The 22,514-nt window shown below is 68.2% G+C and carries 14 protein-coding genes; 5 read left to right on the forward strand and 9 right to left on the reverse strand.

Annotated features, from left to right (window positions below; genetic code table 11):
• Positions 1–3: 3 nt before the first annotated feature.
• Positions 4–1,902: a sensor histidine kinase gene (locus tag KHC24_RS20435; protein ID WP_373878589.1), complete on the reverse strand. Its 1,899-nt coding sequence runs from the start codon at positions 1,900–1,902 to the stop codon at positions 4–6.
• A gap of 7 nt (positions 1,903–1,909) precedes the next feature.
• Complete coding sequence (locus tag KHC24_RS20440; RefSeq protein ID WP_213365125.1) at positions 1,910–2,608, reverse strand: response regulator transcription factor; 699 nt, start codon at positions 2,606–2,608, stop codon at positions 1,910–1,912.
• 278 nt (positions 2,609–2,886) lie between these two features.
• Here KHC24_RS20440 and KHC24_RS20445 point away from each other — a divergent pair, with 278 nt between their 5' ends.
• From KHC24_RS20445 to KHC24_RS20455, 3 genes are all read left to right on the forward strand, one after another.
• Positions 2,887–3,702 (forward strand): HugZ family pyridoxamine 5'-phosphate oxidase, encoded by an 816-nt coding sequence (locus tag KHC24_RS20445; protein ID WP_246547195.1) that lies wholly within the window; start codon positions 2,887–2,889, stop codon positions 3,700–3,702.
• A 141-nt stretch (positions 3,703–3,843) separates the two neighbouring features.
• Positions 3,844–5,379 (forward strand): phosphoenolpyruvate carboxykinase (ATP), encoded by a 1,536-nt coding sequence (locus KHC24_RS20450; protein ID WP_213365126.1) that lies wholly within the window; start codon positions 3,844–3,846, stop codon positions 5,377–5,379.
• 93 nt (positions 5,380–5,472) lie between these two features.
• Positions 5,473–5,991 carry a DUF3016 domain-containing protein gene (locus KHC24_RS20455; RefSeq protein WP_213365127.1) on the forward strand — a complete coding sequence of 173 codons (519 nt, stop codon included), beginning with the start codon at positions 5,473–5,475 and terminating at the stop codon, positions 5,989–5,991.
• Between the two features lie 75 nt (positions 5,992–6,066).
• Here the strand turns inward: KHC24_RS20455 and KHC24_RS20460 are convergent, their stop codons facing one another.
• Positions 6,067–7,494: a sodium:proton antiporter gene (locus KHC24_RS20460; protein WP_213365128.1), complete on the reverse strand. Its 1,428-nt coding sequence runs from the start codon at positions 7,492–7,494 to the stop codon at positions 6,067–6,069.
• A gap of 240 nt (positions 7,495–7,734) precedes the next feature.
• On the opposite strand from KHC24_RS20460, the gene recR reads away from it, so the two are divergent.
• A complete protein-coding gene (recR, locus tag KHC24_RS20465) occupies positions 7,735–8,349 on the forward strand; it encodes a recombination mediator RecR (RefSeq protein WP_213365129.1) in 615 nt (204 codons plus the stop codon).
• A gap of 66 nt (positions 8,350–8,415) precedes the next feature.
• On the opposite strand, the gene KHC24_RS20470 is transcribed toward recR, so the two are convergent.
• The gene (locus tag KHC24_RS20470) at positions 8,416–9,486 is read right to left on the reverse strand and encodes a D-alanine--D-alanine ligase family protein (protein ID WP_213365130.1); all 1,071 of its coding nucleotides are present in this window, start codon (positions 9,484–9,486) and stop codon (positions 8,416–8,418) included.
• Positions 9,487–9,829: 343 nt separating this feature from the next.
• Between KHC24_RS20470 and KHC24_RS20475 the strand changes: the two genes are divergently transcribed.
• The gene (locus KHC24_RS20475; protein WP_213365131.1) at positions 9,830–10,543 is read left to right on the forward strand and encodes a DNA helicase; all 714 of its coding nucleotides are present in this window, start codon (positions 9,830–9,832) and stop codon (positions 10,541–10,543) included.
• Between the two features lie 143 nt (positions 10,544–10,686).
• On the opposite strand, the gene KHC24_RS20480 is transcribed toward KHC24_RS20475, so the two are convergent.
• The 5 genes from KHC24_RS20480 to KHC24_RS20500 form a co-directional block, all read right to left on the reverse strand.
• Positions 10,687–12,039 (reverse strand): AmpG family muropeptide MFS transporter, encoded by a 1,353-nt coding sequence (locus KHC24_RS20480; protein ID WP_213365132.1) that lies wholly within the window; start codon positions 12,037–12,039, stop codon positions 10,687–10,689.
• Positions 12,040–12,158: 119 nt separating this feature from the next.
• Complete coding sequence (locus KHC24_RS20485; RefSeq protein ID WP_213365133.1) at positions 12,159–13,127, reverse strand: transglutaminase family protein; 969 nt, start codon at positions 13,125–13,127, stop codon at positions 12,159–12,161.
• Between the two features lie 20 nt (positions 13,128–13,147).
• The gene (locus KHC24_RS20490; protein WP_213365134.1) at positions 13,148–15,661 is read right to left on the reverse strand and encodes a circularly permuted type 2 ATP-grasp protein; all 2,514 of its coding nucleotides are present in this window, start codon (positions 15,659–15,661) and stop codon (positions 13,148–13,150) included.
• Positions 15,662–15,739: 78 nt separating this feature from the next.
• Positions 15,740–19,051, reverse strand: a complete 3,312-nt coding sequence (locus tag KHC24_RS20495) for a transglutaminase family protein (RefSeq protein ID WP_213365135.1) — start codon at positions 19,049–19,051, stop codon at positions 15,740–15,742.
• Positions 19,052–19,294: 243 nt separating this feature from the next.
• Positions 19,295–22,492 carry an efflux RND transporter permease subunit gene (locus KHC24_RS20500; RefSeq protein WP_213365136.1) on the reverse strand — a complete coding sequence of 1,066 codons (3,198 nt, stop codon included), beginning with the start codon at positions 22,490–22,492 and terminating at the stop codon, positions 19,295–19,297.
• Positions 22,493–22,514 lie beyond the last annotated feature (22 nt).

The raw sequence follows: 22,514 nt of genomic DNA on the forward strand, positions 1-22,514 counted from the left end.
GCCTCACATGCAAGGCAGCCGCACGATGAAGCGCGCCCCGCCGCTTGCCCCCTTCTTGGTCGCCCGGCGGCGCTTGCGCGGTGCCCCGTCGGCGGCAGGCTCCGGTTCCGGCAGCGGCGCCGGCGGGCGGTTCTCCGCCCAGATGCGGCCGCCATGCGCCTCGACGATCTGCTGGGAGATCGACAGGCCGAGGCCGGAATTCTGCCCGAAGCCCTGCTCCTCCGGCCGGTCGGTGTAGAAGCGCTCGAAGATGCGGCCGAGCGCGTGTTCGGGAATGCCCGGCCCGTCATCATCGATGATGATCTCGACGCCGCCGCCCTTCACCTTGCGGCAGTTCACGCGCACCTCCCCGCCCTTGGGCGAGAAGGAGCGGGCATTGTCGATGAGGTTGTTGATCACCTGGCCGAGGCGGGAATCGTGCCCGGCCACCACGAAGGCGACCGGCTTGCCGCCCTCGGTCTCGGGCTCGAAGGCGAGCTTCACCTTCACATTGTCGCCGCGCACCACGTCGTTCTGCACGCCGCAGACGGTGGTGAGCAGGCGGCGCAGGTCCACCGGCTCGGCCTCCTGCCGCTGCAATTCGGCGTCGAGGCGGCTGGCGTCGGAAATGTCGGTGATCAGCCGGTCGAGCCGCTTCACGTCGTGCTGGATCACTTCCATCAGCCGCCCGCGCGAGGTGTCGTTCTTGGCCAGTGGCAGCGTCTCCACCGCGGAGCGCAGCGAGGTCAGCGGGTTCTTCAGTTCGTGCGACACGTCGGCGGCGAAGCTTTCGATCGCCTCGATGCGGGAATACAGCGCGTCGGTCATGTCGCGCAGCGCGCCGGAGAGATGGCCGATCTCGTCCGAGCGGCTGGTGAAATCGGGGATCTCCACCCGCTGGCGGGTGCGGCGGCGCACCCGCTCGGCGGCGTCGGCAAGGCGGCGCACCGGGCCGGCGATGGTGCCGGCGAGCAGGAACGACAGCACCACCATCACCACCATGGCGACGAGGAAGACGCGCACGATAACCAGCCGCTCGGCCGCCACCGCCTCGTCGATCTCGCCGCCCTGGGTGGAGAGCAGCAGCGCGCCGAGAATGGCGCGGAAGCGCTGGATCGGCACCGCCACCGAGACGATGATCTGGCCGCGCTCATTGACCTGCACCGCGCTGGCCTTCTGGCCGAGCAGCGCCCCCACCACCTGCGGGTAGCCCTTGCCGTTATTGGGCCCGAGCTCGCGATAGAGCGGCAGGTCACCGCGCTCGAACCACATCTTCATGCTGTTCCAGCCATGCTCCATCCAGTTCGGCTGGCGCGCGGTCGGCTCCGGCAGCTCGAAGCGCAGGATTTCGCCGCGCGAATAGAGCGAGCGCGAATCCAGCAAGAGGATGCCGTCGCGGTCATAGATGCGGGCGCGGGTGCCGGTCGGCTCGACCAGCCGCTTCAGCACCGGGGCGACCCGCTCGGGGTTGATCGGGAATTCCAGCGGCGCGAAGCCCTCCTCGCCCGGCCCGTAGCTCTCGCCGGCCTGCAATTCCAAGAGCCGCTCGGGATCGATGGTGATGGCGTTGGAATCGACCTGCGCCGAGGCGGCGATGGCGCCGGCGATGATCTCGCCCTGCACCAGCAGGCTCTGCACCCGCGCGTCGATGAGGCCGGCGCGGAACTCCGACAGATAGAGGATGCCGGCCACCAGCGCGCCCATGCCGGCGAGGTTGAGCAGCACGATGCGGCGGGTGAGGCTCGATGAGCTCTTCTGCGCCACGAAATGGCGCGCCCGCCGCAGCCCGCGCACGAGGCCAGCGGCGCGCGAGGCCAGCGACCAAGCCCTGCGGCGCTCGCCTGCGGCCTCCGCGACGGCCTCCTCCTGCTCCTCGGGGTCCTCGCCCGGCGGCAGGTTCCGCGTCGATTCCGGGTCGAGCAAAAGCCGTCTACTCCTTGAAGCGATAGCCGACGCCGTAAAGGGTCTCGATCATCTCGAAATTGTCGTCCGTCACCTTGAACTTCTTGCGCAGCCGCTTGATGTGGCTGTCGATGGTGCGGTCGTCGACATAGACTTGGTCGTCATAGGCGGCGTCCATCAGCGCGTTGCGGCTCTTCACCACGCCGGGGCGGGTGGCGAGCGCCTGCAGGATCAGGAACTCGGTGACGGTGAGGGTGACGTTCTCGCCCTTCCAGGTGCAGGTGTGGCGCTCGGGGTCCATGCGTAAGAGGCCGCGCTCCAGCACCTTGGCGCTGTCGGTCTCGCGCGGGGCGGTGCCGTCCTTGGGGGCGACGCGGCGCAGCACCGCCTTCACCCGCTCCACCAGCAGCCGCTGCGAGAACGGCTTCTTGATGAAGTCGTCGGCGCCCATCTTCAGGCCGAAGAGCTCGTCGATCTCGTCGTCCTTGGAGGTGAGGAAGATCACCGGCATGTCGCTCTTCTGGCGCAGGCGGCGCAGCAGCTCCATGCCGTCCATGCGCGGCATCTTGATGTCGAAGATGGCGAGGTCCGGCGGGTTGCTCTTGAAGCCGTCCAGCGCGGTGGCGCCGTCGGTATAGGTCTGGATGCGGTAACCTTCGGATTCGAGGGCGATCGAGACGGAAGTCAGGATATTGCGGTCGTCGTCGACGAGAGCGATGGTCGGCATCTACATGTTCCTGTTCGGCGGCGGATGTCGCCCCCGGCGGTGAACCGTGCCGGCGTGGCCAGAATGTGACACGCAAGCAGACTCAGATAGAAATAGCGCGTTTCGAGGCAGTTAGCCAATGCGTCGCCCGCCGACAGATGGGGATGACGGCGTCTGCGGCCATTTGCGACCGGGCAACGGCGCCGTCGCGCCCCCGCCGCCATCTGCCGCACTTGACGCTGCCGGCCGGCTTCGCCACTGAGACAACCGGCCGGGACAGCCAAGCGGGAGACCATCCCATGAACGACATGAACGCCTCCGGTTTCGACGCCGCCGCCACGGTAAAGCGCCTCCTGCGCGAGACCCGCACCGGCGCGCTCGCCAGTCTCGACCGCGACGGCTGGCCCTATGCCTCGCTGGTGCAGGTGGCCACCCTGCATGACGGGGCGCCGATATTGCTGCTCTCGCAGCTCGCCCGCCACACCCGCAACATCGCCGGCGACCGGCGCGTCAGCCTTCTGGTCGACGAACGCCGCGAGGGCGATGAATTGCAGGGCGCGCGGGCCAGCCTCAAGGGGCACATCTTCCGTGTCGAGGGCGAGGCGGACATCGCCACCGCCAGGCGCCGCTTCCTCGCCCGCCACGCCGATTCGGCCGGCTTCGCGGATTTCGCCGACTTCGCCTTCTACCGGATCGAGCTGGAGAGCGCGCATCTCGTCGCCGGCTTCGGCCGCATCGCCGAGGTGCCGGCCGCCGACTTCCTCACCAGCCTCGCCGGCGCCGAGGAGGCACTGGCGAGCGAGGAAGGCGCCATCGCCCACATGAACGCCGACCATGCCGACGCCATCGGCCTCTACGCCACCGCCCTCCTCGGCGCGGCGCCGGGCGCGTGGCGCATGACCGGCATCGATCCCGAAGGCTGCGACCTGATGTCCGGCCACGCGGCACGCCGCCTGCCCTTCGGCCGGCGCATGGCCAGCGCCCACGACGTCCACCGCATCCTGGTCGAGCTGGCGGTCAAGGCGCGCGAGATTGCCGGCGTTCCGGCGCCGCGCCGCGACAAGGGCGATGCCGGGCAAGACGACCGGCACGACCACCAGCACGATCATCACTGACGTCGAAACAGTATCCGGCTAGGGGCGGGTCGCCACGGCGGCGACCCGGTTTCGCCACGGTTTCGACCCTGTATGACAGACAAATGGCCCGAGTGCTCCGTCAGTTTGCCGCCTCGGCGGGTACACGAGAAGGAGTATCACATGCTGGAGACCGGCATGCGCAACCCGGAGAACGCCGCCGCTGCGGCGGGTCTTTCCGGTTCGGGCAAGGTGTTTTGGAATCTTGCCGGCCCCACCCTCTATGAGCGCGCCATAGCTCGCGGCGAGGCGCGGCTTTCCGCCACCGGTGCGCTGGTGGTGGAGAGCGGCACGGCGGCCGGCGCGGCACCCTTGCCGCGCCATCTGGTCGGCGAGGCGAGCGAAACGGACGCCGCCCCGGAAGGCAGCCTCTTTCTCGACCGCGATTCGTTCGAGCGGCTGAGGCAGGAAATGCTGGCCCATGCTGCCGGCCGCACCCTGTTCGCGCAGGATCTCCATGTCGCGACCGCCTCCGGCCAGTCCCGCCGGCTGCGCGTCTTCACCGAGCATGCCTGGCAGGCGCTCGCCATCCGCAACCTGATGCAGTCGCCGGCACGCGAGGCGATTGACGGCTTCGTGCCGGACATCACCCTGTTCTGCCTGCCGCATTTCCGGCTGGATGCCGACCGCCACGGCATTGCCGGTCCGGGGGTGGTCGCCGAGGATGCCGGCGCCGGCCTGATCCTCGTCGGCGGCACGCTCGATCTCGGCCATGTCGAGCAGGCGCTGGTCGCCCATCTCGACGACCTGCTGGCCGGCAGCGGCACGCTGACGCTGAACGGCGCCGCCACCCTCGACGCCGAGAGCGGCCCGGCGCTGTTCCTCGGTCCGCCGGACAGCGGCAAGAGCGCGCTCGCCGGCGCCTTCGCCGCCGATCCGCGCTTCACGCTGGTGGCCGATGGCCCGCTCGGCTGGAATCGCGACGGCGTGTTCGGGCTGTTCGCCGGCCGCCGCCGGCGGGTGCATGAGCTCGACGCCAGGGGCGGCTTCGGCACCGTGCTGGAAAACGTGCCGCTGGATTTCGACAGCCGCGAGCCGGACCTCGCCGGCGCCCAGGCCGCCCGCGCCGTGCTGCCCGGCGACACCTCCGGCCGCGCCGGCGTGCCGCACACGCTGATCCTCGCCAGTTGCGACGGCTTCGGCGTGCTGCCGCCCATTGCCCGGCTCACCCCCGAGCAGGCCGTCTATCATCTGCTGTCGGGCTATACCGCCCCGGCGAACGATGACGGGGCGCCGCAGCCGCGCTTCGCCTCCGGCCATCGTTCGCCGGCCGGAGCGCATCTGCTGCGCGAACTCATCGCCGATGGCGAGACCCATTGCTGGCTGGTCAATACCGGCTGGAGCGGCGATCAGGCCGGGCACGGCGCGCGCATCCTGCCGGAGGCGACGCACCGGCTGGTCGCCGCCGCGCTCGACGGCTCGCTGGCGGCGGGCGCGTTCCGTGCCGATCCGCATTTCGGCTTCGAGGTGCCGGTCGAGGTGGAAGGCGTCGATGCCAGCCTGCTCGATCCCGCCGAGGCCTGGGCCGACCATCGTGACCATGCGGTGGCGGCGAAGCGGCTGGTCGAGATGTTCGCGGAGAACTTCGCGCGCTTCGAGGCCGCGGTCGATCCCGAGGTCCGCGAGGCGCAGCCGCGCATGGCCATCGCCGCCGAATGATGGCAGGCTGTCCCCTGCCCGCCCCGCTGTCCGCCGGCGCGCCCGAGAGTGGCGCGCCCTGATCCGACCGGGGATGCGGCCGGAGGACTGTCGATGCGCCCATCCCGCATTGTCGCCCTGGGGTTACTGGCGGCGCTGGTCGCCGCCGGCCCCGCGATCGCTGCGTCGCCCGCATCGCCGCCTGCGGCGGCGCGGGTGAATTTCGTCGCGCCGCAAAGCTATGTCGACGGCAATCTCGAATGGTCGAGCGTCGATCAGCGCCTCACCTTCGAGGGGCTGACGCGCATCTTCTCGGCCGAGGCCCGCCGCGCCCTGCCGCCCGGCACGACGATCGAGATCGACATCCTCGCCCTCGACCTCGCCGGCAAGATCAATCCCCTCGCCTCGCGCACCGGCGAACTGCGGGTGATGCGTGAGGACACCTGGCCCTCGCTCACCCTGCGCTACCGGCTGGTCCGCGACGGGCGGACGGTGGCGCGCGGCGAGGAGACCCTGCGCGCGATGAACTATCTGATGAACCCGCGTGCCGCCCGTTCCGGCGCGCCGCTGCGCTATGAGCGGGCGATGATCGCCGCGTGGTTCCGCACCCGCTTCGGGTCTTCGGCTTCCTGACAATCAACGTCGCCCTCAGCTGCGCCCATGCCCCCTCACCCCATCGAGGAGAGGGATGGGGTGAGGGGCCGTCGCTCAGCGGAAATACAGGAAGGTGAGCAGCGCGAAGCAGGGCAGCAGAAAGATGCCCGACCACGCCATGTAGCCGAAGAAGCTCGGCATCTTCACGCCGCGGCTCTTGGCGATCGCCAGCACCATGAAGTTCGGCGCGTTGCCGATATAGGTCAGCGCGCCCATGAACACCGCGCCGGCCGAGATCGCTTCCAGCGTCACCGCATGGGTGGTCATCAGCGCCTGCGCATCGCCACCGGCGAGGTTGAAGAACACCAGATAGGTCGGCGCATTGTCGAGGAAGCCGGACAGGATGCCAGTCATCCAGAAATAGCCGGCATTCACCGGCCCGCCATTGGCGTCGGTCACCAGCGCCACCAGCGGCGCGAGCGCGCCGTCCGCCCCGGCCTTCAATATGGCGATCACCGGGATGATGGTGAGGAAGATCGCCGCGAACAGCTTCGCCACCTCGCGGATCGGCTCCCAGTCGAAGCCATTGCGCTCGCGGATGAAGGCCGGGGTGATCCGGATCGAGACCGCCGCCAGCCCGAGCAGGATCAGGTCGCGCGCCACCGAGGGCAACGGCAGATGGGTGCCGGCGATGTTGAACTCGATATCCGGCTTCCACAGCGCGCTCATCAGGATGGCGGCGACGACGCCGGCCAGCAGCGGCAGGTTGGCGAGGCCGCGCAGGCCGATGCCCTCGGTGTCGGGCGTCGGGTCGAACTTGGGCGGCCGGGCCTCTTCGCGGGCGTGGAACCAGCGGTCGAGCAGGTAGTAGGCGGCGAGCAGCAGGATCACCACCACCGCGGTGTCGTGGAACAGATGGGTGGTGGTCCAGAAGAAGCTCACCCCCTTGAGGAAACCGAGGAACAGCGGCGGATCGCCGAGCGGGGTCAGCGAGCCGCCGATATTCGACACCAGGAAGATGAAGAACACCACGGTGTGGACGTTGTGGCGCCGCCCGTCATTGGCGCGCAGCAGCGGGCGGATCAGCACCATCGAGGCGCCGGTGGTGCCGATCAGGCTGGCCAGCACCGTGCCGATCGCCAGCAGCGCGGTGTTCACCGCCGGGCTGCCGTGCAGATTTCCGGTGACGAGGATGCCGCCGGAAATGGTGAACAGCGTGAACAGCAGGATGATGAACGGGATGTATTCCAGCAGCGCCGCGTGCGTCACCTCGTAGACGGTGACGCCGGTGCCGAGCAGCAGAACGAACGGCACCAGCACCGCCAGCCCCCAGAACAGCGCCACCTTGCCGTAATGGTGGTGCCAGAAATGCCCGGCGACCAGCGGGATGATGGCGATGGAGAGCAGCATGCCGGCGAAAGGGATGCCCCAGGCCAGCGACAGGCTGGCCCCGTCGATGCCGGCCCCCTCGGCGGCGGCGGCCGGACCGGCCGTGACCAGGGCGAGCAGCAGCACCGTCACCGGCCCCAACAGCTTCGTCATTGCGTTCCCCCGCTGGAATCGGCTTCTTGGATCGACACGTCGAAGATGGCATCCCGGTTAGCAATCCGTCCTTGCGCTGTCGAGGAAATCCGGGCCTGCCCCCGCCGATTTTACCCCCGCGTCAGGCGCGGCCGCGCTGAGCCCGATATGGCCCGGCAGGGAGAAGCTCACGCTGCGAAAGGGTTGCACGACGACGCGGCGCCGGCCTAATCATCGGGGTCACCTTCAGGAGGATGCTTCATGGCGCGCGCCGTTGCCGGCCCCGAGATCGAGCGGCTCGTCCAGCTCCTGGCCCGCGTGCCGGGCCTCGGCCCGCGCTCGGCACGCCGCGCCGCGCTGCAATTGATCAAGAAGCGCGAATCGCTGATGGCGCCGCTGGCCGGCGCCATGGAGGAGGTGCTCGGCAAGATCGAGACCTGCCCGGTCTGCGGCAATCTCGACGTGCGCAGCCCCTGCCTCGTCTGCTCCGACCCGACCCGCGACCCCACCCTGATCATCGTCGTCGCCGACGTGTCGGATCTATGGGCGCTGGAGCGTTCCGGGGCGATGAACGCGCGCTATCACGTGCTCGGCGGCACGCTGTCCCCGCTCGACGGCATCGGCCCGGACGACCTCAACATCGCCAGCCTGATCGGCCGGGTGCGCGCCGGGGACGGCGGCGTGGTCGGCGAGGTGCTGCTGGCGCTGCCGGCCACGGTGGACGGGCAGACCACCGCGCATTTCGTCACCGAGCTCCTGCGCGAGACCGGGGTGAAGGTCACCCGCCTCGCCCATGGCGTGCCGGTGGGCGGCGAGCTCGATTATCTCGACGAGGGCACGCTGTCGGCGGCGATCCGCGCCCGCACCACGCTGTAGAGCGTTTTCACGCGGAATCGGTACCTGTTCGCGCGAAGAAATGCGTCGAACGAGGACCGGGAACCGCTACCGCCCGGCGCGCGCCAGACCGTGCGCCACCAGCCGGTCGATGAGCTCGGGATAGCTCACCCCGCTCGCCGCCATCGCCTTGGGATACATGCTGATATTGGTGAAGCCGGGAATGGTGTTCAGTTCGTTGACGAGGATGCGATTATCCTCCGTCACGAAGAAGTCGGCCCGCGCCATGCCGTCACAGCCCAGCGCGCGGAAGGCATCGGCCGCCATCGCCTGCAACTGCGCCTCAATTTCGGCCGGCAGCTGCGCCGGCACGATGATCGCCGCGCCGTCGGCGTCGATATATTTGGCGTCGTAGCTGTAGAAGCCGTGGCTCTCGGCCGGGCGGATCTCGCCGGGGCGCGAGACGAACAGCCCGCCCTCCGGCTCCTCCAGCACGCTCAATTCGATCTCGCGGCCGCGGATGAACTCCTCGGCCAGCAGCTTGCGGTCGTGGCGGAAGCCCTCGGCCAGCGCCGCCGCGTATTCCTGTTCGCTCGCCACCTTGCTCACCCCGACCGAGGAGCCCTGCCGCGCCGGCTTGATGAACACCGGCAGCCCGAGCGCCGCCGTCAGTTCGGCAAAGCTCGGCTCGGCGCCGGGATGGATGGTGACGGCGCGGGCAGTCGCCAGCCCGGCCTCGAGATAGAGCCGCTTGGCGATGTCCTTGTCGAGCGCGGTGGCCGAGCCGAGGATGCCGCAGCCGACCAGCGCCACCCCCGCCACATCCGCCAGCCCCTGCACCGAGCCGTCCTCGCCGGGCAGGCCGTGCAGCACCGGGAAGAGCAGGTCGATCGCCGGCAGTTCGTGCGGCACGCCGGCGGCCGGCAGCGCCAGCAGACGGCCCTTGCCGCCGGGAAGCAGGCACAGCTCGGTGCCACTCTCGGGCGTCTCCAGCTCGCCATGCTCGAAGCGGCTGGCGAGCCAGCGCCCGTCGCGGGTGATGAACACCGGGACGGCGTCGTATTTTTCCGGGTCCAGCGCCCGCATGACATTGGTGCCCGACATCACCGAGACGTCGTGCTCGGCGGAGCGCCCGCCGAAAAGCACCGCAATGCGCAGGCGGGTCGGGGAAAGGGTCACGGCAGGCTCCGATGGGTGCGGGCGGAAGGCCCGGAAAACGACGCACGCCCGGCGCGCTACGGAGAATCGCCATCGGCGCGTTGCGGGTTCGGGGAACGTTCGAGCCGCCTCGGTTAACAGCGGATTAAGGCGAAGCGTGGGAGCCGCCCTCCTCCCGCCTGGCGCCGGAAAACTCCCATTGTCCCCGCCCCGGCTGTTCCCCTAGACTCCGATTCCGGCGTGCCCGCGCCTCCCCCCTCCATTCGGGAAAGCATCTTTCATGCAGGGCATTTCCACCATCGAACCATCCGTTCGGGCACGCATGAGGAGGGGTTGCGCACATGGCTCGCACAGGAGGTTCTCGATGAGACTTTCGGCCCCGCTCTATCAGCTCAAGCGCCGGGCGCGCCTGCTGTCGCGCCGCGAGGAATTGCCGCTGCATGCGGCGCTGGACCGCGTCGCGGCCGAACAGGGCTTTGCCAGCTGGAGCCTGCTGGCGGCCAAGGCGGCGATGGCGTCGCCGGCGAGCAAATTGTTCGCCCGGCTGCATCCGGGCGACCTGCTGCTGGTCGCGGCGCGTCCGGGCCACGGCAAGACGCTGCTGGCGCTCGAACTCGCGGTGGAGGCGATGACGCAAGGCCGCCCCGCCATGTTCTTCACGCTGGAATATGAGGAGCGGCAGGTCGCCGACCGTCTGCGCGCCCTCGGCGTCGAGCCGTCCCGGTTCGATGGCCTGTTCACCTGCGACTGTTCCGACGCCATCAGCGCCGGCCATGTCATGGCGGCGCTGGCCTCGGCGCCGGCCGGCACGCTGGCGGTGATCGACTATCTCCAGCTGCTCGACCAGAAACGCAGCAATCCGGAGCTGATGACCCAGATCCGCCTGCTCCGTGCGTTCGCCCGCGAACGGCAGCTGATGCTGGTCTTTCTCTCGCAGATCGATCGTTCCTACGATCCGGCGGTCAAGCCGCTGCCGGATCTCACCGATGTCCGGTTGCCCAACCCGCTCGACCTGTCGCTGTTCAGCAAGGCCTGCTTCCTGAACGACGGCGCCGTCCGCTTCCACGCGGTCGGCTGACGGACGGGACACGCCAGCGGCGCAGCGGCGGCTGGGGCCCTTTCCGATCAGGTGAAACACCTGATCGATAGGAAAGCGCCCGCGATTCAACAAGCCGGAGCCTTTTCTCTTCGCGAAAATCGATCAACTTCGCGGAAAATGCTCTAGCTTGCCGACTGTGCCGCCAGCTGGCGGAAATGCCCGCGCAGCTGCAAAAATGCCAGCAGCGCCAGCCCCGGCAGCGCCGCGAACGCCGTCAGCGCGAAGAACCATACCCAGCCGGTGTTCTGGGCGATGAACCCCGCCCCGGAGGCGAGGAAGGTCCGCCCCACCGCGGCCAGCGCGGTCAGCAGCGCATATTGCGTCGCGGTGTGCGCCCGCGCCCCGCACAGCGCCGAGATATAGGCGACGAAGATCACCGTGCCGATGGCGCCGGTGAAGTTCTCGACCACGATGGTCAGCGTCAGTGCCGCGAGGTCGACGCCGATCCAGGCCTGCCAGGAGAACACCAGGTTGGAGGCCATCTGCAAGATGCCGGCGATCCACAGGCTGCGGCCGAGCGGCAGCGCGCGGGCGATCAGCCCGCCGGCGAAGCCGCCGAGCAGCGCCGCCGCGAAGCCCACGCCCTTGACGATGCCGGCATAGGCTGCCTTGTCGAAGCCGATATCGATGACGAAGGCGCCGGTCAGCACCCCGGCAAAGGCGTCGCAGAATTTGAAGAATACCACAAACAGCAGGATGGCGACGGCGTCGCGGCGCAGCAGCATGTCGGAGAACGCGCCGACCGCGGTGTCCCAGATGCGCTTCACCACATTCGCCTCGCGCGGCACCGCCTCGCCGCCGGCAGGCTCGCGGGCAAACAGAGCGGCACCGAGCCCGACCACCACCATCGCCGCCGCTGCCGCATAGCCCCAGGTCCAGACATCGGCGCGATCGACGCCGATCGCCTCGAACCAGGCGACCAGCAGGATCACCCCGGCGCCGGAGGCGAGCATGCCGACCCGGTAGGCGGCGACATAGCCGGCCATGCCGGCGGCCTGCTCGCGGGTTTCCAGGCTCTCGACGCGGAAGGCATCGACCACGATGTCCTGCGTCGCCGAGGCCATGGCGACCAGGAAGGCGCCGAACGCCACCTGCCACGGCGCCGACACCGGGTCCTGGAAGCCGAGCCACACTATGGCGGCCACCAGCAGCAGCTGGGTGAACACCAGCCACCCCCGCCGCCGCCCGAGCAGGCGCGAGAGGATGGGGATGTCGAGCGCGTCGACCAGCGGCGCCCAGACGAACTTGAAATTGTAGGGCACGCCGACCAGGGCGAACAGGCCGATGGTGGCGAGGTTCACCTTCGCCTCCGCCATCCAGATGGTCAGCGTCGCCCCCGACAGCGCCAGCGGCAGGCCGGAGGAGAAGCCGAGCAGGATGACGATCAGCACCCGCGGCCGCAGATACACCGCGAGGCTGGCGAGGAAGCCGTCGGTCTCGTCGGCAGGCGCGGAACGGCTGGCGGTCTCGGTCATGGGCGAGGCCTCGGGTCGGCGGCGATTCAGGCGCGGCGATTCGCGATGCCGCCGGGAATGTCTAACCCGCCGCCGCCGCGCTGTCGCGCCGGCCCGGTTTTCGGCGGGAGATCGGCCGGTCAGCCGGGGTTTTCGGTCTCATCGTACACCTCACCGGCCTCATTGGCCTCGCCGGACGCCGCCGCCGCGACCATCGCGTCGGGCGTCGCTTCCGGCATCGGGATGACGTCCACGGCGACCGAGAGCTTCTGCCGGCCGGAGCCGACCAGCACCCCGCCAATGGGGGCGACATCGGTATAGTCACGGCCATTGGCCAGCACCACATGGTCGGTGGAGACGATCAGCGCATTGGTGGGATCGAGCCCGACCCACTGGATTTCGGAGCCACACCAGACACTTACCCAGGCATGGGTGGCGTCCGCCCCTTGCAGCCGCTCCTTGCCCGGCGGCGGCTCGGTGCGCAGGAAGCCGGAGACATAGGCCGCCGGCAGCCCGAGCCCGCGCAGGCCGGTGATCATGATATGCGCGAAATCCTGGCAGACGCCGCGCCGCATCTCGAACGCCTCGATGGCCGGGGTCGAGACATCGGTGGCGCGGCTGTCATAGGCGAAGTCGTCATAGATGCGGTGCATCAGCTCGAGGCACGCCTCCAGCATCGGCCGGCCGGGAGGAAAACTCTTTCTTGTCCAATCAGTTATCGGTTCCCGCAACGATACCGCCGGGCTGGGATAGACATGATGGACCGGCGAATTCGGGGTGAGATCCTCGCTATGTCCCACCGCCTCGCGCACCTCCTCCCAGCTGGGCCCGGCGGCTGGATCGTGTTCCGGCGACGGATCGACCTCCACCCGCGCCGAGGTGCGCACGGTGAAGCGGGTATGCGCGGTCTCGATGCGGATATGCGCGACCTGGTTGCCGAAGAAGTCGCGCGTCTCCACCCACTCCGCCGGCTCGGGATCGACGGCGATATGGCTGTCGGTCACCCGCTGCCCGGGCCGGCTCACCGGCACCATGCGCACGATATGTCGTGCCACCGGCACCGGCGAGGCATAGAGGTATGCGGTGGTCTGGTGAATGTCGTATTTCATGGCGGCTGCTCAGCCCGCGTTCACGCCAGGAGGTCCCATGGCGTCTCGACCGGCGAGCGATGAATGAAGTAGCGCTCGGCGATGTCGTTCGACAACTCCATCAGCTGCATTTCCACCTCGGTAAGCCGGGCGTCGTCGAACTCGTTGGCGCCAAAGGCTTTCATCGAGGCGAGCAGCCGCGCGGCGAGACGCTCCTCCGGCAGCGGCGGCTCGTCGCCGTGATGAGCCGGCAGTTGGTCGAGATGCTCGGCGATGGCATCGATCTGATAGGCGAGCGAGCGCGGATTGACCGGGTCCAGCAGCACCATGTCGAGCACCGGCGCCCGGCTCTCGGTCATCACATAGCGCGAGCGATAGGTGATCTGGCTGTCGCAAAGCTCCAGCAGCACATCGAGCGTCGAGGCGCTCACCGTCTCGCCCACCAGCGTGCGGGCGATGCGGGCGGTGGAGATGCCGCGCTCGATGCGCCGGCCGAGATCGAGAAACCGCCAGCCGGCCTGCCGGTTCATGTTCTCCGAGGCGAGGCCGGAAAAGGCGGAGAGCGAACGCAGCGCCCGCTCCAGCCTTTCATGCGATTCCGCCTCCGCTCCCTTGGCCGGCACCGGCTCGGCGAGCATCAGCGCCAGATCGGCCAGCGTGCGCCACGCATCGGGCGACAGGCGGTCGCGGATCACCGAGGCGGTCTGGCGGGTGGCCTCGACGATGCTCGGCAGCGCGCCGGAGAGGTCGCGGCGGGACAATGTGGCAAAGGCCTGGCGTGTGGTGCGGGCATGGGCGAGGTCGGCCGGCACCGCACCCCAGGTCTTCAGCAGATGGGTGAGCTTGGTCACCGAGGCGCTGTCCCCCTCGATGGTCGAGGACAACCGCCCGACCAGCGTGCGCAGGAGGCGCAGAGTAAGTTCGGCCCGCTCCACATAGCGGCCGAGCCAGAAGAAATTGTCGGCGGCGCGGCTCGGCAGCGGCCCGACCTGCCGGCGCACCTCGGCGGCGCCCGGCGCCGGCAGCAGCGTCGTCTGGTCCACCGGACCGGCGCCGAGCACCCAGACATCGGCCGAGCGCCCGCCGCGCTGCATGGTGACGGCACGGGAATCCCGGCTGTCGGAGACGCGGCAGAAGCCGCCGGGCATTACCTGCCATCCCTTCTCGGTGGCGGCGACGAACAGCCGCAGGATGAAGGGGCGCGGCTCCAGCTGGCCATTGCGCCACACCGGCATGGTGGAGAGCCGCACCGCCTCCTGGGCGATGAAATCCACCCCGCGGGTCTGGATCGCCTTGAGAACCGCCTCGCGCCGGGCCGGCGTGAGGTCGGCGCCGATCACCGGCCCGTCGTCGAGCAGGCCCGGCAGGGTGCGGCCGAAGGCCGGGGCGATGACGAGGTCGTCGAAGCTGTCCAGCACCCGCTCCCGTTCGGCCTCCTGGCCGCACCACCAGGTGGCGACGTTGGGCAGCAGCAGATCCTCGCCGAGGATGCGCGGGCCGATCTTGGGCAGGAAGCTCATCATCAGCGGCGCCTCGATCAGCCCGGCGCCCAGCGCATTGGCAAGCGCCACCCCGCCGGCGCGCACGGCCTGTACCAGTCCGGGAATACCGAGCCGCGAGCGTGGATTGAGCTCCAGCGGGTCGGCAAAGTCGGAATCGAGGCGGCGCAGCAGCACGTCGACCCGCTTCAGCCCGGCGACGGTGCGCACATAGACGGCATTGTCGCGCACCGTGAGGTCCTCGCCCTCCAGCAGCACGAAGCCGAGATAGCGGGCGAGATAGGCGTGCTCGAAATAGGTCTCGTTGAGCGGGCCGGGGGTCAGCAGCCCCACCCGCCCCTCGCCGGAACGGTCGAGCTTGGTCAGCCCGGCGCGCAGCCCCTGAAAATAGCCGGCCAGCCGCACGACATTCATCGAGCGCGACAGGTCCGGCAGCGAGCGGGAGATGGCGATGCGGTTCTCCAGCGCGTAGCCGGCGCCGGAGGGCGACTGGGTGCGATCGGACAGCACCCACCAGTGCCCGTCCGGCCCGCGGCCGAGATCGGCGGCATAGAGGCGCAGGAAGCTGCCGCCATGCGGATCGACACCAACCAATGGGCGCAGGAATTCCGGGCTACCGGCCACCGCCGCCGCCGGCAGGGCGCCGGAGCGCACCAGTTCGCCGTCGCCATAAATGTCCGCCAGCACGGATTCCAGCATCTGTGCCCGCTGGATCAGGCCACGCGACAGCGCCTGCCATTCGGTGTCGTCGATGAGGAAGGGCAGATGCGCGAGCGGCCAGGGGCGTTCGCCGCCGCCGGCATCGTCATAGACGCGGTAGAACACGCCGGAGCGGTAGAGATAGCGGTCGGCGGCGGTGAAGAGGCGGTTGACCTCCTCCACCCCCATCTCGGCGAGCCCGGCCAGCAGCGGCCCCCATTGCGGACGCAGCTTGCCCTCGGCGTCGACGAGTTCGTCATGCACACCGGGCAGCGGCCGATAACTGGCCAGCAGCGAATCCGCCGCTTCGGCCTCGAAGCGGCGCGTCAACGCCTGCAGCTCGCTCCCTCCCGCCATGGCCTCCTCGATTCAGGACCCCCACCCGCCTTACACGCCATCGCGATAGCCGGCGAGCCGCTTGCCCCCGACAAGGCGTCAGATTCGCGCCGGCCTCCTCAGGTCGAGGGTCGCGGGGAATTCCGACGTCGGCTCCTCCGGCGGCACGAACAGATAGCCGGGAGTGTGGCCGTAATCCTGGAAGCGCGCCAGACGCCGGGCCTGTGCCTCGTAGGAATTCACCGGAAAAGTCTCGTAATTGCGCCCGCCGGGATGTGCGACATGATAGACGCAACCGCCGAGCGAACGGCTCGACCAGAGATCGACGATGTCGAAGGTGAGCGGCGCGTGCACCGGAATCGTCGGGTGCAGGCCGGATGCCGGCTGCCACGCCTTGAAGCGCACGCCGGCGACATATTCGCCGAAGCGGCCGGTGGGAATCAGCGGCAGGCGACGACCGTTGCAGGTGATGACGTGACGGGCGGGATTGAGACCCTCCACCCGCGCCTGTAGCCGCTCGACCGAGGAATCCACGAAGCGCACCGTGCCACCGACCGCCCCCTCCTCGCCCAGCACATGCCACGGCTCCAGCGCCTGGCGGATCTCCAACTGCACCCCGCTGTGCTCGACCTGGCCGAAATAGGGGAAGCGGAACTCGCGCTGCGCCTCGAACCAAGCCGGATCGACATGATAGCCGGCACGGCTGAGGTCGCCGAGCACGTCCATGAAGTCGGTCCAGACGAAATGCGGCAGCATGAAGCGATCGGCGAGCGCAGTGCCCCAGCGGGTCAGCGCGCCCTCCTGCGGCTCCCTCCAGAACCAGGCGATGAGCGCACGCAGCAGCAATTGCTGCGCGAGGCTCATGCGCCAGTCCGGCGGCATTTCGAAGGAGCGGAACTCGACCAGCCCGAGCCGTCCGGTCGGGCCATCCGGCGAGAACAGCTTGTCGATGCAGATCTCGGAGCGGTGGGTATTGCCGGTGACGTCGGTAAGCAGGTTGCGGAACAGCCGGTCGACCAGCCAGGGCGGCGGCGCCTGACCCTTGCCCGGCGCCGGCACGTTGGCGAGGGCGATTTCCAGTTCATAGAGGCTGTCGTTCCGCGCCTCGTCAATGCGCGGCGCCTGGCTGGTCGGCCCGATGAACAGGCCGGAGAACAGGTACGACAGCGAAGGGTGGCGCTGCCAGTACAGCACCAGGCTCTTGAGCAGGTCCGGCCGGCGCAGGAACGGGCTGTCGGCCGGCGTGGCGCCGCCCACCACCACATGGTTGCCGCCGCCAGTGCCGGTATGGCGGCCGTCCACCATGAACTTCTCGGTGCCGAGCCGGGTCTGGCGGGCATCCTCATAAAGATCGCGGGTGATCTCGACGCAGGTCTTCCAGTTCACCGCCGGATGGACGTTCACCTCGATCACGCCCGGATCGGGGGCGACGCGGATGACATTGAGACGCGGATCGACCGGCGGCGCGTAGCCCTCGATATGCACCGGCAACTTCAGCTCGGCGGCGGTGACTTCGATAGCGGCGAGCAGTTCGAGATAATCCTCTAGCCGCTCGGTCGGCGGCATGAACACGCAGAGCCGGCCGTCGCGCGGCTCGACGGAAAGCGCCGTTCGCACCGAGCCGGTGCCGGTGAGGATCTGGTCGACCTTTTCCTGATGCCCCTCCTCACTCTCCACCCGCCGGTAGCGCTGGTGCAGTACCTCGGCGTCCGGCAATTCGCCCGTAATGGTCATCGGGTCGGCGGGGTTCACATAGGGGTAGAGCGCCGGCGGCACCCAGGGCAGGCTGGCGAGCGGCAGCCGGTAGCCGACCGGGCTGTCGCCCGGCACCAGCAGCAGCTTGCCGCGCCGGAACTGCCAGAGCTCGCTGATCCAGCCGAGCTGGCCACGCGCCTGCCAGCGCTGGACCGGCAGCACATAGCCGCTCGGCTTGCCGAGGCCGCGCGAAAACACCCGGGCGAGCCGGGCACGCTCTTCGGGATCCTCCAGCTTGGAATCGAGCGTGTCGACGTTTTCCGGCAGCTCGCCTTCCTTGACGATCCAGTGCGCGGCGTCCTCATAGGCCGGCTGGGCATAGGCTGAAGCGAGGCCGAGCCGCTCGGCAAGGTTCTCGGTGAACGCCTTGGCTTCGCCGATCGCGGCGCCGGTGTAGCTCTCGGCGGCGACGAGGGCGGGGTCGCGCCAGATCGGCTTGCCGTCCTTGCGCCAGTAAAGTGAAAAGGTCCAGCGCGGCAGGCTCTCGCCGGGATACCACTTGCCCTGGCCGTAATGCATCATGCCGCCGGGGGCGAAACGCTTGCGCAGGCGGCGGATCAGGTCGTCCGCCCGCATGCGCTTGGTCGGCCCGACTGCCGCGGTGTTCCACTCGGCACTTTGATAGTCGTCGATGGAGATGAAGGTCGGCTCGCCGCCCATGGTGAGGCGCACATCCTGCGCAGCGAGATCGGCATCCACCTTGTCGCCGAGCGCGTCGAGCGAGGACCAGGCATTCTCCGAGAAGGGCAGCGTGACACGCGGCTTCTCGGCGACGCGCGTGACCTTCATGTCAAAGTCGAACTCGGTCCTGGTGCCCTCCTCGGCGTTGAAGCCACCGGAAATCGGCGCGGCCGAGCGGTAGCTCGGCGTGGCGCACAGCGGCAGATGGCTCTCGCCGCAGAGGAGGCCGGAGGTCGGATCGAGGCCGATCCAGCCGGCACCGGGCAGATACACCTCGCACCAGGCATGCAGATCAGTGAAATCGACCTCGGTGCCGGTGGGCCCGTCCAATGCCTTCACGTCGGGCTTGAGCTGGATGAGATAGCCGGAGACGAAGCGGGCGGCGAGGCCGAGCCGACGCAGAATCTGCACCAGCAGCCAGCCGGAATCGCGGCAGGAGCCGGCGGCGATGCTCAGCGTCTCATCCGGCGTCTGCACGCCGGGTTCCATGCGGATGAGATAGTTGACGTCGGACTGGAGCTGCTGGTTGAGCTGCACCAGATAGTCGACGGTCGGCTCGCCATCCTTCGGTCGCACCTTTTCGACATAGGCATCAAGCCGCGGCCCGCCCTCCTCGGCCTCGAGATAGGGGATCAGTTCCTTGGCGAGGTCGGGCGTGTAGGTGAAAGGCAGCTTCTCGGCATATTCCTCGACGAAGAAGTCGAAGGGATTGTAGACGGTCATGTCGGCGATGAGGTCGACCTCGACGCGGAACTCCGTCGTCGGCTCCGGGAAGACGAAGCGGGCCATCCAGTTGCCGAACGGGTCCTGCTGCCAGTTCACGAAATGATTCGAAGGCGTGACCTTGAGCGAATAGCTCTTCACCGGCGTGCGGCAATGCGGGGCCGGGCGCAGCCTGATGATCTGGGGGCCCAGCGTGACCGGGCGATCATACTGATAGGCCGTGACGTGATGCAGGCTCGCGAAAATGGTCATGGCACCAACTGAAACTTAACAACGCGGACACGGGACGCCAGCCTACGCCGACGCGCCACCACCCCGGAAGGGGCAAGCGGTCTCCGTGGCATGGTCAACGCAGGAATCATGCCGCGCCCATTCTGGCGCTGCGGCAGGCGGCGGCGCGATCGAGGCGGGCCGACGCTCAGGGAATCGCCAATGCCATGCCTGTTATCGAGGCAGGAGAAGCGCCCCGGAAACGCCGGGCAACTGCCTCGCGTCTCAGGCGACCGGCTTGGCCTCGCCTTCGCCGCCCTCGGGGCCGGTCGCCGCTTCCGGCACCGCACCGCCCGGCTTGACCTTGCGCTTGCCGCGTTCCTCAAAGCGCTGCAGCACCGCGTAGAAGGACGGCACGAACAGCACGGCGAGACAGGTCGAGGCGAGCATGCCGGAGAACACCGCGATGCCGATCGACTTACGCGAATTGGCACCGGCGCCGGTGGCGAGCACCAGCGGCAGCACGCCGAGGATGAAGGCGAAGGAGGTCATCAGGATCGGCCGGAATCGCAGCCGCGCCGCCTCCACCGCTGCGTCCATGATCTCCATGCCCTCGGCCCGCTTTTCGCGCGCGAACTCGACGATGAGGATGGCGTTCTTCGCCGACAGCGCGATCAGCAGGATCAGGCCGATCTGTGTGTAGAGATTGTTGGCAATGCCGAGACCCGTCAGCGCGGCCACCGTGCCGAGCAAGGCGAGCGGCACTGCGAGCAGCACCGAAAGCGGCTGGACCCAGCTCTCATACTGGCCGGCTAGCACGAAATAGACCAGCAGGATGGCCAGCCCGAACACGAAGTAGATCTCGTTGCCGACCACCACCTCCTGATAGGACATGGCGCTCCAGTTGAAGCCCATGCCGGGAGGCAGCGTATCGTCGGCGACCTGCTTCATGATGTCGAGCGCCTGGCCGGACGAGAACCCGGCAGACTGCACGCCGACGATGGTCGAGGCGGGGTACAGATTATAGAGCGTGATCAACGACGGGCCGAACACCGGCTTGATGGTCGCCAGCGTGCCGATCGGCACCATCTCGCCGGACGGCGTCTTGATCTTCATGCCGAGGATCTGGTCCGGCGTGCGGCGGAACTCGCTTTCCGACTGCACATAGGCCTGGAAGGTCTGGCCGAACTGGTTGAACTGGGTGACGTAGCTCGACCCGACATAGCCCTGGATAGTGGAGAACACCTGCCCGACCGTGACGCCGAGCGTCTCGGCCTTCACCCGGTCGATGCTCATGAACAGCTGAGGCACGTTTGCGCGGAACGAGGTGCTCAGATGCTGGATCGCCGATTGCGAGCCGGCGTTCTCGGTGATCTGCTGGGTCACGCTCTGCAGCTTGGGGAAGTCGAAGCTGCCGTCGCGCGATTCCACCATCATGGTGAAGCCGGAGGCATTGCCGATGCCCTGGATCGGCGGGGGCACCAGCACGAAGGTCGTCGCTTCCTGGATCTGCTGCAATTCGCGGTTCAGCGAGGTGTAGATCTCCAGCAGTCCCTGCCCAGCCTTGTCGCGTACGTCCCAGTCCTTGAGCATCACATAGGCGACGCCGGCATTCGGGAGGGTGGCGTTGTTGTCGAGGACCGAGACGCCCGAGATGGCGATGACATTCTCCACCCCCGGCGTATCACCGGCGATCTTGGAGACCTTCTGCATCACCGCCTGGGTGCGCTCGAGGGAGGCGGCATCCGGCAGCTGGGCGCCGATCAGCACATAACCCTGGTCCTCGGTCGGCAGGAAGCCGGTGGGCACCCGCGTGATGCCCCAGATCGAGACGCCGATCAGCACCAGCCCCACGAAGGTGGTGAGATAGCTCACCTTCACCATGCGGCGGATGAGGGCCGCATACCAGTGCTCGGCCCAGTCATAGACGGCGTTGAAGCCGCGATAGAAGAAATTGCGCTTCTCGGGGGGCACCGGCTTGCGCAGCCAAAGCGCGCATTGCGTGGGCTTCAGCGTCATCGCGTTGATCGCCGAGATGAAGGCGGTAGCGGCGATGACGAGGGCGAATTGCTGGTACAGCTGGCCGGTAAGGCCCGGCATGAACGCCGCGGGGATGAACACTGACATCAGCACCAGAGTGATGCCGATGATCGGCCCGAACAGCTCGTCCATCGCCTTCTCGGCCGCCTCCCGGCCTGACAGGCCGCGCTCGATATGGCGCGAGACGCCCTCGACGATGACGATGGCATCGTCGACCACGATGCCGATGGCCAGCACGATGGCGAACAGGGTGGAGAGATTCACCGTGAAGCCCATCGCCGCCATGGCAGCGAAGGTGCCGATAATGGTGACCGGCACGGTGGTGGCCGGCACCAGCGTCGCCCGCCAGTCCTGCAGGAAGACGAGGATGACGATCAGCACGAGCACGCCGGCCTCGAACAGCGTCTTGTAGACCTCGGTCACCGAGGCATTGACGAACACCGTGGTATCGAAGGGCACGGCATAGGAGAGACCGGGCGGGAAGTTCTTGGCGAGTTCGACCATCTTGGCGCGCACTTCCGTCGCCACCTGCAGCGAGTTGGCCTCGGGAAGCTGGTAAATGCCGAGCGACGCGGCGGGCTGGCCGTTATAGGTGAAGATCTGGCTGTAGGTCTGGGCGCCGATCTCGACGCGGGCGACGTCGCGCAGACGGGTGATCTGCCCGCCATTGGCATTATCGACCTTAACGATGATGTTCTCATAGTCGGCGGCATTGTTGAGCCGCCCGGCGATGTTGAGGGTGAACTGGAAATTCTGCCCCTTGGGCACCGGCGGCATGCCGATCACGCCCGAGGCGACCTCCTGGCTCTCCTGCTGGATGGCCGACATCACCTGATCGGGCGTCAGGCTGCGCGCCTGCAGTTGATTGGGGTCCAGCCAGACACGCATGGCATATTGGCCGGAGCCGAAGATGCTGACATTGCCGACGCCGGGCAGGCGGGCGATCTCGTCCTGCAGATTGATGATGCCGTAATTGGCGAGGAACAGGCTGTCATAGCGCCCGTCCGGCGAATACAACGCCACGAATTGCAGGATGGAGGTGGATTTCTTCTGCGTCGTAACGCCCTGCACCTGCACCGCCTGCGGCAGCGATGCCATGGCGATGGCGACGCGGTTCTGCACCAGAACCTGCGCGAAGTCCGGATCGGTGCCGATGGCGAAGGTGATGGTCAGCGTGTAGGTGCCGTCCGAGGCACTGGTCGACTGCATGTAGAGCATGCCTTCGACACCGTTTACCTGCTGCTCGATGGGCAGGGCAACGGTATCGACCAGGGTACGGGCGCTGGCGCCGGGATAGAGCGTCGTCACCTGGACGGTAGGCGGCACCACATTGGGATATTGCGCTACCGGCAGCTTCAGAAGCGCCACCGCGCCGATCAGCACCAGGACCAGCGCGAGAACGTTCGACAGAACCGGCCGTTCGATGAAGAAGCGGGAGATCATGGCACGGGCCTCGGTTGCAGGT

Origin of the sequence: Ancylobacter defluvii (assembly GCF_018390605.1) — a bacterium.
Lineage (GTDB): Bacteria > Pseudomonadota > Alphaproteobacteria > Rhizobiales > Xanthobacteraceae > Ancylobacter > Ancylobacter defluvii.